At 65.5% G+C, this 13,008-nt stretch carries 11 protein-coding genes and 3 pseudogenes; 3 read left to right on the top strand and 11 right to left on the bottom strand.

Annotation, left to right across the window (positions count from 1 at the left end; all coding sequences use genetic code 11):
• Nucleotides 1-175: 175 nt before the first annotated feature.
• From RTU05_RS04620 to RTU05_RS04585, 8 genes and pseudogenes are all read right to left on the bottom strand, one after another.
• Complete coding sequence (locus RTU05_RS04620) at nucleotides 176-1,345, bottom strand: patatin-like phospholipase family protein (RefSeq protein ID WP_003164522.1); 1,170 nt, start codon at nucleotides 1,343-1,345, stop codon at nucleotides 176-178.
• Nucleotides 1,346-1,505: 160 nt separating this feature from the next.
• On the bottom strand, nucleotides 1,506-2,891 hold the full coding sequence (locus RTU05_RS04615; RefSeq protein WP_003170309.1) for an efflux transporter outer membrane subunit: 1,386 nt from the start codon (nucleotides 2,889-2,891) through the stop codon (nucleotides 1,506-1,508).
• The gene (locus RTU05_RS04610; RefSeq protein ID WP_003170308.1) at nucleotides 2,888-4,042 is read right to left on the bottom strand and encodes an HlyD family secretion protein; all 1,155 of its coding nucleotides are present in this window, start codon (nucleotides 4,040-4,042) and stop codon (nucleotides 2,888-2,890) included. The genes RTU05_RS04615 and RTU05_RS04610 overlap by 4 nt, the downstream gene beginning before the upstream one ends.
• Nucleotides 4,043-4,070: 28 nt before the next feature.
• Complete coding sequence (locus RTU05_RS04605) at nucleotides 4,071-5,759, bottom strand: MFS transporter (protein ID WP_003170307.1); 1,689 nt, start codon at nucleotides 5,757-5,759, stop codon at nucleotides 4,071-4,073.
• Nucleotides 5,756-6,316, bottom strand: coding sequence for a TetR/AcrR family transcriptional regulator (locus RTU05_RS04600; RefSeq protein ID WP_003170306.1), 561 nt, complete (start codon nucleotides 6,314-6,316; stop codon nucleotides 5,756-5,758). The genes RTU05_RS04605 and RTU05_RS04600 overlap by 4 nt, the downstream gene beginning before the upstream one ends.
• Before the next feature lie 369 nt (nucleotides 6,317-6,685).
• Complete coding sequence (locus RTU05_RS04595; protein WP_312596136.1) at nucleotides 6,686-6,817, bottom strand: hypothetical protein; 132 nt, start codon at nucleotides 6,815-6,817, stop codon at nucleotides 6,686-6,688.
• A 250-nt stretch (nucleotides 6,818-7,067) separates the two neighbouring features.
• Nucleotides 7,068-7,753, bottom strand: a pseudogene (locus RTU05_RS04590) (SDR family NAD(P)-dependent oxidoreductase).
• A gap of 142 nt (nucleotides 7,754-7,895) precedes the next feature.
• Nucleotides 7,896-8,819, bottom strand: a complete 924-nt coding sequence (locus tag RTU05_RS04585; RefSeq protein WP_003170302.1) for an AMP-binding enzyme — start codon at nucleotides 8,817-8,819, stop codon at nucleotides 7,896-7,898.
• A 46-nt stretch (nucleotides 8,820-8,865) separates the two neighbouring features.
• Here RTU05_RS04585 and RTU05_RS04580 point away from each other — a divergent pair.
• Nucleotides 8,866-9,345, top strand: a pseudogene (locus RTU05_RS04580) (enoyl-CoA hydratase-related protein); the annotation flags it as partial.
• Nucleotides 9,346-9,596: 251 nt separating this feature from the next.
• On the opposite strand, the gene RTU05_RS04575 reads toward RTU05_RS04580, so the two are convergent.
• Together RTU05_RS04575 and RTU05_RS04570 are read right to left on the bottom strand one after the other, a co-directional pair.
• On the bottom strand, nucleotides 9,597-10,370 hold the full coding sequence (locus RTU05_RS04575; RefSeq protein WP_003170300.1) for an SDR family NAD(P)-dependent oxidoreductase: 774 nt from the start codon (nucleotides 10,368-10,370) through the stop codon (nucleotides 9,597-9,599).
• A complete protein-coding gene (locus RTU05_RS04570; RefSeq protein WP_178826776.1) occupies nucleotides 10,367-11,113 on the bottom strand; it encodes a glucose 1-dehydrogenase in 747 nt (248 codons plus the stop codon). The genes RTU05_RS04575 and RTU05_RS04570 overlap by 4 nt, the downstream gene beginning before the upstream one ends.
• A gap of 313 nt (nucleotides 11,114-11,426) precedes the next feature.
• On the opposite strand from RTU05_RS04570, the gene RTU05_RS04565 reads away from it, so the two are divergent.
• Nucleotides 11,427-11,816, top strand: a complete 390-nt coding sequence (locus RTU05_RS04565) for a MarR family winged helix-turn-helix transcriptional regulator (RefSeq protein WP_003170298.1) — start codon at nucleotides 11,427-11,429, stop codon at nucleotides 11,814-11,816.
• A gap of 145 nt (nucleotides 11,817-11,961) precedes the next feature.
• Here RTU05_RS04565 and RTU05_RS04560 read toward each other — a convergent pair.
• Nucleotides 11,962-12,620: pseudogene (locus tag RTU05_RS04560) on the bottom strand (IS6 family transposase).
• Between the two features lie 67 nt (nucleotides 12,621-12,687).
• Here RTU05_RS04560 and RTU05_RS04555 point away from each other — a divergent pair.
• Nucleotides 12,688-12,957: a hypothetical protein gene (locus tag RTU05_RS04555; RefSeq protein WP_312596132.1), complete on the top strand. Its 270-nt coding sequence runs from the start codon at nucleotides 12,688-12,690 to the stop codon at nucleotides 12,955-12,957.
• The last annotated feature ends 51 nt before the right edge of the window (nucleotides 12,958-13,008 follow it).

Genomic DNA, 13,008 nt, shown 5'->3' with positions numbered 1-13,008 from the left:
CGTCGGAAAAGCGGCGCGGGCGGCTGCATTAAACGGTCGGCTTTCAGCGCCGCTCGCGTGTGTGGACAGGTTACGTCTTGCCCAAACAACGGGTCGACCGGATCAACCGCAGCAGCGAACAGGCGGACAGCGGCGAGCGAGCGGCCGCCTCAGCGTTTCAACCGACCGAATGTCGTCAATCCGCAGCCAGATTGAGTTCCGTGCGCCAAGCCTCGCCGGACAGGGCCCGTACCCGACCCAGGTCGTATACCCGCTGCATCGCTTCCGGGCTGAAGTCGAGACTGTCACCGCCGTCGAACTCCGCGGGTATCGTGGTGACCGAGAAGCTGACGCCGTTGCGCGCGGCGAAGGTGCGGTTGGCGAACAGGTTGGCGCGCAGGTTGGCCTTGAGCGCCGTGTCGATCGTTCGTCCCAGCACGCTGCCCACGGCGTCGCTCGTGACGTTTACGACGGGCTCGGCCTTGCCGTTGACTATGATGTGGATGCGGGCGCCACGCAGGACCCCGTTCGGATCCGTCCAGTTCCACATCATCTGCGGAACGGCGACAAAGGGATTCATGACGCCGCCGTCGACGTGCATCTCCTCGAAAGCCGGTGAGTCCAGGGCGCCGGAGGCCCGGGCCTTTATCATCACCGGCGGGAAGGCTCCCGGAATACTGGCGGACGCTGTCAAAATGTCGCGAAACAGCGCCAGCGCTTCAGGGCCGCCACGCTCCGCGATCGCGCCCATGTTCCAGACCACGCCGCGTTGGGCGTCCAGATCGGTGGTCGCGACCAGCAGGACGCGCCCGCGGCGATGCTCGGCCGCGATCTCCGTCAGCATGGCCGCATCGACATAGGTCTCGATCAGGGCGCGAAGGGGCGCGCTTTGATAAATGCCGGATCCGACGAACGCGCCGAGGCCTCGTCCCTGGAGCAGATTCGCGGCCAGGCCCCCGGTATAGGCTTCGCGTAACTCGGCATCCCGGTCAGGACCCAGAAAGACGAACGGAGCGGCGAGCGCGCCGGTCGAAACGCCCGTCACCACTTCGAAGTCAGGCCGGTCGCCCCGTTCGGTCCAGCCGTTAACGAGACCGGCCGTATAGGCCCCCGCGGCGCCGCCGCCGGAGAGAGCGATCAGGTCGAACCGCCCATCCGCCCCGTGAGGCGCGCCCTCACTCAGCTGCAGCCCCATGACTTCGGCCGCAAGCGCGTCCTCGACTGAAAAGCGGACACCAGGAAAACCCACAGGGATGGCTGTTTCGCGAAAGCCCAGGCCGAAATCGCTGCGGGCTCCGCTCGCGCACCCCGCGAGCGCCAGGGTCGCGGCGACAAGAATACTGACCGTGGTCCGGATCATGGGCATGGCGTCGCTCCTTCACTACGCGGAACGTGGCGGCCGGGGTCGGAAGCCACGCAGGAGGCGGGCCCCGGCTGGCGACCACGGCCCCGCGCGACCCTGAGAATCCTCAACGTCCCGGCGCGACCGACCCGTCCGCCGCGGGGTTTGGGAAGCAGGCTCGTGGTCATGGAACGTTCCGGGGCGCAGGGGTGGTCCAGCCGCCACCCAACGCCTGATAGAGGGCGACGGCGTTGGTCATCTGCATCTCGCGCAGTTGAATGAGCGCCGTTTCAGCCGTCAACAGGCCCCGCTGCGCGTCAAGTTCCTCAAGATAGGAGGTGTAGCCGGCGCGATAGCGATTGCGGGCGTGAAAGACCGCCTCATTCAGCGCGAGGCGTTGCGCTTCGGCGCGGTCCGCCTGGGCCTGGAGACGGTCGACGCCCTCCATGGCGTTCTCCACCTCCGAAAAGGCTCCGAGGACCACCCGCCGATAGGCGAGGGCGGCCTGGTCGCGCCGGGCTTCGGATGCGTCGGTCTGGGCGGTCAGGCGACCGCCGTCGAACAGGGGCGCAAGGACGCTGCCGCCCGCGCTCCAGATCGTGACGGGGTCCAGCCCTTCGACGAACAGTTCGGCCAGCGAAGCGCTCAGCCGCACCTGGGGCAGCAGGGCGGCGCGCGAAGACGCAAAGCTGGCGTCAGCGGCGACCAGTTGGGCTTCAGCCTGGGCGATATCGGGCCGTCGGGCCAGCAGGGTCGATGGCAGTCCCGGTTCCGGGTCGGGCAGGATGAGAGCGTCGAATCTGCCCCTCGCAATCGGGCCGGGGAGGGCGCCTGTCAGCAGCCTGAGAGCATTCTCCTGACGACGGATCGCCAGTTCCAGGGTCGGGATCCGCTGCGCGGCGGCCTGAAATTCGGCTTCGGCCTGGGTCAGTTCCAGGCGCGAGGTCTGGCCGGCCTCCGCTCGCCGCCGGGCCAGCGTGACCGCATCCTCGCGCGACACCAGGGTGCGGCTGGCGACCTCGAGCTGGGCGTCCAGCGCCACGAGGGCTACATAGGCGCGCGCGGTGGCGCCCGCTACGGACAGGGCCGCCGCGTCGCGGCTGAAGCGACTGGCCTGTAGGGAGGCGCGGGCGGCGGCGTCGGCGCTGCGCAGGCGCCCCCACAGGTCAATCTCATAGGCGACCTGGAGCTGGGGTTGGGCGAGCGCGGCTTCGGCGGCCTGGCCGAAAGCGTTCAACTCACGCGCCTTCTGGACCGCGACCGAGCCGGTCAGCAACGGCGACAAGGCCGAGCGCGACTGGGCGGCGAAAGCCTCGGCCTCGCGGACCCGGCTCTCGGCGACGGCGACATCGGTGTTGCGCGCCAGCGCCTCGTCCACCGCGGCGGTGAGCGCGGCGTCGCCAAAGGCGCTCCACCAGCCCGCCTCGACCGCAGAGCCTGCCTGCGTTTCAGCGCGCCAGCTTTCTGGCGCGGCGAGGGCGGCCTCGACGGGGGCTTGCGTCGGCTCCACCGTGGCGCATCCCGACATCACCATGGCCGACGCGCCGACGATCAGGAGGCCGCGCATCATTGCGCGTCCCCGGCGCCGGCCGTGTCCACGCGGGCGACGACCGACATGCCGGGGCGCAGGCGCTGGAGCCCCTCCTGTCCTGGATCCAGAGCGATCCGGACCGGGAGTCGCTGGGCCACCTTGGTGAAATTGCCGGTCGCATTCTGCGCCGGGAGCACGGCGAATTCGGAACCGGTCGCTGGAGAAATCTGCTGGATTCTGCCGCGGAATTGCTTGTCGCCCAGGGCGTCGATGGTGACGGTCGCCGCCTGACCTTCGACCATCCGTCCAGCCTGCCGCTCCTTGAAGTTCGCGATCACCCAAAGCTGAGGTGGGACAAGAGAGACAAGCTGACTGCCGGCCGTCACATACTGGCCGCGGCGGGCCCCCACCTGGCTGACACGGCCAGCTTCGGGCGCAGTGATAACGGTATTGGCCAGATCGATCTCGGCCAGGCGCACCGCAGCCTGCGCACCCTCGACGGCCGCAACGAGGCCGTGACGCGACACCCCGACAGACCGTTCGTCCTGCCGCGCGACCTCGCGACCGGCCTGGGCCTGGCGCACGGCCGCCTGGGCGGATTTCAGAGTCGCTTCGGCCTGATCGCGTTCGCGCAGGGATACCGAGCCGTCGGCCGCGAGGTCAGCGACCCTGACCATGTCGGCTCGAGCCCGGGTCAACTGGGCCTCGGCGGAAGCGATATCAGCGTCGCGCGCGCCTACCGTCGCCCTGCGCGAGGCCCCGGTCTGGGCCGAATTGGCCAAATCCGCCTCGCGCGCCGCCAATGTGGACCGAGCCTGCTCCAGGCGTTGCCGATAGATCCGGTCATCGATGCGAAACAGCGGCGTTCCTGCGGCCACAGGCTGGAAATCCGCCACCAGGACCTCTGCGATGTAACCGTTCAGCTGGGGCGAAATCACGGTGATTTGACCCCGGACATTGGCGTTCTCGGTCCGCTCGATCGACGACGTGAACGGCGGCAGCTTCCAGGCGAACAGAATCAGCAGAACCGCGGCGACAGCCAGAACGGCCGTAACTATGGCGGCGACGGGGGGCTTTCGCTTTCCGGGGGGCGCGGACTCCCCGACCGGCGCGGCCGCAGGGGGCGGGCCTTCGTCCTCGGGCTGCCGGGCATGCGCCGGTTGCGCGTCCTTGGGGTCATGGTCGGTCATGGGGGCAATTCTTCGAAAAAGTTGGGCGTCAGATGGCGACGGCGCCGGCGACGTCGCCCGCAGGTTGAGGGTTGGCTTTGGCCTTGATGGCCTGGCGTACGACCAGCGCGAGAGAGACGATGAGCTGCACCACAGCCGTCACCCCAATCACGAAAAAGACGTCGTTGAACGCCAGGATGTTGGCCTGTTGCGTGACCTGCTGGGCGAGGGTGCTGACGCCATTGAGCGAAGCCGCACTGCGATCGGCCACCGTGGAGGCGAAGGCGCCGCCGTAGGTCTGGAGCAGGGCTGCGGCCTGCGGGTCAGAGCCGACGATGGCTTCGGAGAGATAGGCGCCATGATGCTGGGCGCGCATCACCTGAAAGGTTGAAAGCACGGCGGCTCCCAGCACCCCGCCCAGCACCTGGGTGACGCCGAACATGACGGCGAAGGTGACGACCGAGCCAAAGCCTCGCGCCAGAAGTTGTCCCACGCCGATGATCACGGCCGCGCCCATGAACATGGCTCCGGCGAAGCCCAACAGGGCCTGGCTGACATAAAGATTGACGGGATGGGTCTGGGCCGTGGCCCCCGCATCCATGAAGGCGCCGACAGCGATCAGGATCAGCGACAGTAGCACCTGGATGATGACCAGCTTGGGCGAAATGAGGAGCGAAAAGGCGCTCACCAGAACACCGGCGACCGTCGCCATCAGAACGACGCCATACAGATGGCGCAACTGCTCGGCTCCCATGCCCAGTGTCTGCAGCAGGCCCGTGGAACCAAACGTCTGTTCGCTGAGGAGCACCCGAACCAGCAGGATCGATACCGCGAACCTGAAAAAGCTTCCGGTGAAGAGCCAGCGGGTGTCCACCAGGGGGTTGGCGCGGTGGTGTTCGAAGGCGGCGCCGCCGGCGATCAGAATAACAGCGAGCGCCAGCGCCCAGCCCAGCCAGGGCGCCTCGAACCACCACTCCACCCGGCCCAGGCCCGCCACGGCGACGATCAGTCCCAGGCCGGCCGCCAGCAGGACGAAGCTGAAAAAGTCCCTTCTTTCGAACGCGTGGATACGAACGCCCGGAGGGAGCCGAAGGATGCGCACCGCCGCGAGGCAGGAGAGGGCGAGGCCCGCCTCAAGAACATAGAGGCCATGCCAGTTGCCCAGGTCGAGGAGGTCAGGCGAGATGATCCGCGCCAGGGGCATTCCCAGTTGCGACACGCCGATCCCGAGGATCAGAGCCGGCAGGCGCAGCTTGGCCGGAAACGCCTGCAGCATGTAGAAGACCGCCAGAACACCGAGCGCTGCGCCGGCGACGCCGCTGAGCGCGCGGACGGCCAGGGCTCCGGTGAAGCTGTCAGTCGCCAGATGGGCGAAGGCGGCGAGGGCGTAGATCGACAGGAAGACCATCACGAATGAGGTCAGGCCGAACTGCTGACGATATTTGATGACCAACAGATTCATCGAGACGTTGAACATCACATAGACGGTGCTCAGCCAGGCTCCCTGCACGGGATCGAGTCCGAGTTCCCCCTGGATCGCGGGCAGATTCACGGCGACAAGGGCGGTGCCGAGACCGCCCGTGAACCCGAGCAACAGGGCGACTAGGCCGTAGCCCAGCCGGACCGGATTGGAAAAATCAGGGGTGGATGGGGAGCCGGGCATCATCGGCCGTTCGTGAGGTTTCCAGTCGGGAACCTCGCCGATGACCTGGCCGAGCTGGCGCCGGGCTGCGGTCATTGATCGCGCCTCAGGATGCCCTTGAGGACCAGATCGAGCACGCGGCTCGCTGTCTGGTCTTCATCCGCATCTTCCTGGCGGCTGGCCGCGATCACCATTCGTATCACGGCCAGCACATCGCTGATTTTCAGGTCGGGACGCACAGCGCCCTCGCTCAGGGCGGCGGCGAGCGGAGCCTCGAAAAGCCTGACGAACTCTCGCTGGCGCTCCTGCAACTGCGGATGGTCGGCGGCGACAGCGCGCCAGGCGTCCGCCAGAGCCGGGGCCTCACGCGCTGCGCGGCCCGATTGCGCGATCATGGAGAACAGCGCCTGACCAGGCTCGACATCCACGCTGGCCCGGCTGACGGCCGCCATCTCCCGCTCGAACAGCGCCAGCAGCAGCGCGGCGCGGTCGGGAAAGTGCCGATACAATGTCGCCCGGCCTACGCCGGCCGCTTCCACAACGGCGTCCAGCGAAACATGCACGCCCTGCTCGGCAAACACGTGTGACGCCGCATCCAGAATGGCCCCCCGATGGCGGGCGACATCCCTGCGTTCCTTGCGAAGACCTGACATGGGTCGCAAGTGGACAATACTGTCCGTTTTGTCAAGCGCCGCATTTACGCTCCCGGGAGATATCGACAAGGGGTCTAGGCGTGGCTAGGCGGTTTGGAAGCGGATGCCGGTGTTTTGAACGTCAGAACGTCGCCCTTGGCCGATTCCGCGCCGGCTACACCTCAGGTCCGCCGGGGCCTTCGGCGGCGGCTCAAGCGATGGTCCCTGCAAGAGGCGGTCTCCGAGCCCGAAATCCTTGGACCAAAGTGAGGACATGACGGCGGCGCAGAAGTCCGGATCTCCCGTCGGTTGCCCGGCTTATTCGCACGAGGCTGCTGGCCGAAACCACGGCGCGACCGGGGCGAGTTCGACACAGCTTTTTAAAGCTAGTCAGGCGAGGGGGGGCACCATCAGGCCGACCGCCAGACCGCCCCAGCCCAGGCCGGGCCATGCCAGGACTGTGGCGGCCAGATCGGCCAAAAAAGCGGCTAGTACTATCGACCCGACAGCCCCGAAGCGCATGATTAATCGCAGCGCGTTCAACTCTTGCATGGTGTCTTTCCTGATCGCGCTCCGTCCTGGCAGCAGTTCCGGTTGGCCATCTTTCCTGATTGGCTGGGCCGCGCGGAGGTTGACGAACTGGTCCAGGCACGATCATCGGAAAAGCCGTTGCAGCGCGCTGCAGCAGGCGCCGAGGACGCCGGGTGGCCTCAACCCTCCCGCGCGCAGAATAAGCTATAGCCAGCGCTACGCGGGGAGGATCTCCAGCATGTCAAGCGGCCGAGATGCCGCCGTTGACGCTTATTGCCTGACCCGTCAACCGGCGCGCCGCGGGACTGGCGAGGAACACCGCAAGGGCGGCCAGATCGGCAGGGTCCGCGACGCCTAGGCTCGCCATTGACGCGGCCTTGGCGAACAGTTTGGCGCTGAAACCCTCCTTCAGCACGCGAGCCGAGGTCTCTGTGCCTGCAATCAGGGAGGGAGTCAGCACATTGACCCGGATCCCATCGCGCTTGGCCTCCATCGCTACGGTGCGGCTGAACCGATGATCGCGGCCATGGCGGCGCCGATGATGGACTCGCCCGGCGTGGCGGTCTTGCCGGCGTCGGACGCCACATTGATGATCACCCCGCTGCGCTGGTCGCGCATGCTGGCAAGGACGGCGGCGGTCATCAGCATCGGGGGCGCCGTCAAGGCGGCGATCGTTTCAGGTATGGAGCCTATGTCGGTTCGAAACAGCAGATCCGGGACGATCGGCGGAACGGTGGAGCACATCAGGATGTCGATGATTCCGAGTTCGGCGCGCGCTTCGCTTTCGATGTCCGTGGCTCCAGCCGCTGTCGAGGCGTCGCCGCGAATGAACGTCACCGGTCCGAGGGAGGACAGGCTCCGGATCGCCGCTGCGCCGCGCTCCGCGTCTCGCCCGGCTATCGCGACCGTAACCCCGGCCGCGAGCATTTGCCTGGCTGTCTCCAGACCGACGCCTGCGGTTCCGCCGACAAGAAGGGCCGTGCTGTCGACCAGGGCCTTCGGCGAAGGGAGAGACGATTGCGTCATTTGGTGTCCGGTATCTCGGTGGGATGGTGCGGATTGCGATGGGTCAGGCCGCTGTGGTTTCGGCCTCGCAGCGGGTGGTTACATCGAAGTGATATCCGCCGAGAGCGTCTTGCAGCGCGGCCAGCGTAGCCCCGTTCGCCGCGAGCGAGCCGCAGACCTGAACCACCACCAACGGTCGTCCGGTGCTGGGCGGGGTCTCGACCGAGAGGAGCCGGTCCGGCCCGACGATGTCCGTCGCGATCCGGGCTGCCACCCGACGCGTGGCGTCGAGCCTCAAGTCGGGCTTGAAGATCTTGCCCACCGCCGTCAACGGCATCTTGTCCATGATCGTCACTTCGACCGGACAGGCCGCACGCTCCTTGACGTGTTCCCGGCACCATTGGAGGAGTTCGGCCGGGGTGGCGCTGCGTTCCGGGAGCAACTGGACGTAGGCCACCGGAAGTTCTCCCTTGGACTGATCCGGACGGCCCACCGCCGCCGCGAGCTGGACAGCTGGGTGCGAGACGAGGACTTCCTCGATCATACGAGGGTCCAGATTGTGCCCACCCCGGATTATCACGTCCTTGGCGCGGCCGTGGATCCAGATGTAGCCGTTCTCGTCGACACAGCCGACGTCCCCGGAACTTCCCCAGACCTCGCTTCCCGGGGCTCCGGTGACGAAGAAGCTTTCATCGTTGGACGGATCGACATAGCCGTCCGAAACGCCGGGCCCCTTGCCGACGATTGTTCCCTGCTCACCGGGCGCGGCTTCGCGCACGAACTGATTGTCCTCCAGGATGAAGGCCCGAACATCGTGGAACGGAGTCCTCAGGCCGACCGACCCGAGGACGGGAGGCGCTTCATTGGGCATGCAGCCAAGGAAGCCGTGGAATTCGGTGGCGCCCCAGACTTCCCGTAGATGCAGGTCGAAAGTCTGATGGAATTTGCGCCCCAGTTCGACCGGGATGGTGCTTCCCCCGGAGGTCATGGTCCGTATCTTGTGGTTGGCCGAGTCGCCCTTGGCCGCGAGGAGCGCGGCGGTGTCGGGCTATGCGCTAGGCGGCGGGTGCGAACTGGCCATGCTGTGCGACTTCATCATCGCCTCGGACACGGCCAAGTTCGGCCAGCCCGAGATCAACCTGGGCGTGGCGCCCGGCATCGGCGGCTCGCAGCGGCTGACGCGGCTGGTGGGCAAGTCCAAGGCCATGGACATGATCCTGACTGCGCGGATGATGGATGCGGCCGAGGCCGAGCGCGCCGGTCTGGTCAGCCGCGTGGTGGCCGGCGACGCCCTGCTGGACGAGGCGCGGGCGGCGGCGGCGAAGATCGCGTCGCAGAGCCCGCTGGCGGTGATGATGAACAAGGAAATGGTCAACGTCGCCCTGGAGACGACGCTGACCGAAGGCGTGCGGTTCGAGCGCCGCCTGTTCCACAGCCTGTTCGCCTTCGAGGATCAGAAGGAGGGCATGTCCGCCTTCGTCGAAAAGCGGAAGCCCGACTTCAAGGGGCGGTAGCCCTGGCATTGGCAAGATAACGGATCGGGCGCCGTCTTGTAGCGCCCCCCAGCGGTTCTGCAGGCTAAAGCCGCAATGTCCGTTGTTGGTTGATTTTGAGCGTAGGGCACGAGTTTCGAAGGCGCGGTCGATCTAGCGCGCGCTGATTTCCTTCGCATGTTTTTATGCAGCGACCGATTCAATCTTGGGCCAAGTAAAGGCTTCAAAACTTATTCTCACAGCACCCTCTCACAGGGCAGGGTCACGATGCGTTATTGCGCCGTATATCCGCCATCGACGGCCAGGACGGCGCCGGTAACGAACGAGGCGCGATCGGACAGCAGGAACGCCGCGGCATCGGCGATTTCCTCGGGCTTACCCAGGCGACCGATCGGGTGGAGTGCGACGATCCCGTCGAATTCCTCCTGGCTGACGACGCTGCGGACGAGCGGCGTGTCGATATAGCCCGGCGCGATCGCATTCACGCGGACGCCGCGATCCGAATAATCCAAGGCCGCGGATTTCGTGGCGCCGATGATCGCGTGTTTGGAGGCGATATAGGCCGCGTTGTTCCGTTGGCCGACGAGCCCCAAGGCGGAGGCCATATTGACGATGGCGCCCCCGCCGGACGCGATCATCGCCGGAATCTGATACTTCATGCAGCCGAATATGGCGTCGAGATTGACGGCCTGCACCCGGCGCCACGTGTTCGGATCATACTCGACCACGCCGTTTGAATCGCCGCCGATCCCGGCGTTGTTCACGGCCAGATCAAGCCGGCCAAACGTCTTCACGGTCCAGTCAACCATCCGCTCGATCGCGTCGAAGTCACCAAGATCGATCTCCCAGGCGCGAGCGCCTCCACCGATCTTGGCGGCGAGGGCCTCTGCGCCGTCATGATTGAAATCGGCGACCACGACCGCCGCGCCCGAGGCCGCGAGCCTGCGGGCCGTCGCCGCGCCGATGCCCGAGGCGGCGCCGGTGACGATCGCCACCTTGCCTGCGAAGTCCTGATCCATGTCCTTGCCCTTCGCGATATGGGTCACTGGGCCGTCATGCCCGCATCGACGACATGTTCGGCGCCGGTGATATAGGAGGCCTCGTCCGAGGCGAGGAACAGCACCAGATTGCTGACCTCGGCGGGATCGGCGATGCGACGCAGCGGGATTTGCACGAGTGCGTCGCCCCCCTCCTCATCCGTCGCCTCAGCCATCATGGGCGTTCGGATGAAGCCGGGGTGAACAGAGTTCACGCGAATGTTGTTCGGGCCATATTCGATCGCCGTCGCCTTGCTCATGCCTCGGACCGCGAATTTGCTGCCGACGTAAGCCAGGCTGGGAAAGCCGTAATTGGCGACGATGCCGGCGATGGAGGAGATGTTGACGATCGAACCCACGCCCGCCTTCAGCATCGATGGAATGACCGCCTTCATGCCCAGGAACACAGACGTCTGGTTGATCGCGCAGACCTTCAGATAATCTTCTTCGGAAATATCGGACGTCCTGGCGATCGGGCCGAGCACGCCGGCATTGTTGACCAGGACCGTCGGGGGACCAAAAGCAGCTTCGGTCCGCTCAACGACCTGGGTCCAGTCCTGCGCCCGCGTCACGTCGTGCCGCACGAACAGCGCCGAACGGCCCAATTCATCGGCCAGCGCAGCGCCGCCTGCCTCGTTCAGGTCTGAAAGGACGACCCGCGCGCCCTCGGCCACGAAGCGCCTTGCGTGCGAGGCGCCCATGCCCTGCGCCGCGCCGGTGATGATCGCCACCTTGCCCTTAAGCCTGCCCATCCCGCTCTCCATGCCGTCCGTCCGCCCTACGGGCGGGACGGATTAATTGATGATGCGTGGGAATATAGGAATTGATTGACGCGTCAACAATAGTGGTTGCGACTGACGTCCAGGGCTGATGCGACGAGGCGTTGACAACTGTCAGCTTGGGTTGTCACGCCGACAGGCAGAATCCGGACCAGACGTGCGCCGGGCGTATCAAGGATGGGACTTACGCCATATGTCATTTCGAGAAGGCGAAGATTGGCGAAGGACGCTGACCTGGACGATCCTGCCTGCGGGTCGCGCCTGGCAACGCGCGGCTGGAACGGCCTTGGCGCAGTTGGGCGTCTCCCTGTCCACGGCGGCGATCCTGCTTGTGATCACCCGGCTGGGCGATGGTATCCGCCAGCAAGATGTGGCCAAGGAATCGACGCTTGATCCGGCCGCCATTGCGCGATCGGTCACTCAACTTGAGCGGGATGGTCTGCTGGAGCGACGCAAGGACCTGTCCGATGGCCGCGCCAAGACCCTGCACTTGACCGAGTTGGGCCGTGCCCTGTCCCTCAAATTGGATGAGGCGCTCGACCGCCTGCGGGACGAGCTGGTCGCTGGCATAGACGACGCCGATGGTCAGATTGCGGTGCGCGTGCTTCGCGCTCTGGAGACCCAATGCCTGACGTTCTCAAATGGAGAGCCCCGTCGGCAGCCCTTCGAAGCCTGACCGCCTGGGCAAAGTCAAGACAGCGCTGTCAACCTGACCGCGTGAGCCGCGACTTCTCTAGCCAGCACTGTCAAATTAAGCGCGCCGGGCCGCGACTGTTCCGCAGCCCGACGAAATCTCAGGCGACAGCCACTGCCCAGGCCGCTTAAGCTCCGGCGCGAAAACGGCGGAGGGTCGGTCGGCTGATGAGATGTCTCTGGGTGTAAATGGTGTTGTAAATCGCTGCGTGGGTGGTGAGGAAGCGCTGGGCCGACACCTGCGACTTGAACAGCTGCTGCTGTCGCTCTCGTCGTCGGATCGGCAGTGAGAGTTCTCCGCCGATTCTCCCTCAGCCGGCCGGGTGAATGCAGGTGCCGGAGACCGAAGCTGATCCAGCGCCGCTGGGTAGGATCCAAGGCCGTCGGTCACGATCCTCTCCGGAGCGACAGGCTGATTTCGCAGCAATCGCTTCAATAGCTTCAGGGCTGCCTCCGTGTCCGGTCGCCGCTGGACGACGAGGTCTAGACCTCGAATTCCTTGTCGACGGCGCGCCACAGGAGCATCCGCATGCCTCCGCTGGAACAACCCACCTCGTCCAGGTGCCAGCGGGGTGGAGGGGAGGGCGCAGCTTCTTCGGTCGCCTAGCGATCTGGGGTCCGAACTTGCTGGTCCAGCAGCGGATGGTCTCATAGCTGACGTCGATCCCACGCGCCGCCATCAACTCCTCGACGTCACGTAAGCTGAGGCTGAAGCGGAAGTATAACCAAACAGCCTGAGGGATCACCGCCGCTGGAAGCGGTGGCGCCTTAACGACAGTGGTTTCACGAAATGGGCTTTTCGAACTCCCCGCCCATTCTGAAACAGGATGAGGGACTCCGTCTGATTCATCCGAATGGCGCGACCGATCTTCACTGGTGTGGCGCAGAGGTTCAGGATCGACCCTGTTTGGTTGATGAGGGGCGGCGGCGGCGACGTAGATTCTTTCGAGCCAAAGGTGCTACGAAGAGATGATATCGCGCTTGCGGCTCAGGTTCGATTTAATTTACGCCTCGAATTGGTTGTTATGCGCCGGATGGTCTCGAAAGATAGCGTCATCACTAAAATTTTACATCGCTATATTGCTGAGTATTTTCAATATAGTTATCTGGCGACGGTAGCCTAGGTAGTGTGGACAAAGTGGATTCCCAAATCACCAGATGACTGATTCAAGGCT

The sequence above is a fragment of the Brevundimonas sp. genome (assembly GCF_032017145.1).
GTDB lineage: Bacteria > Pseudomonadota > Alphaproteobacteria > Caulobacterales > Caulobacteraceae > Brevundimonas.
Note: the sequence above shows the minus strand (reverse complement) of the source record. Positions and strands in the feature narration are given on the sequence as shown.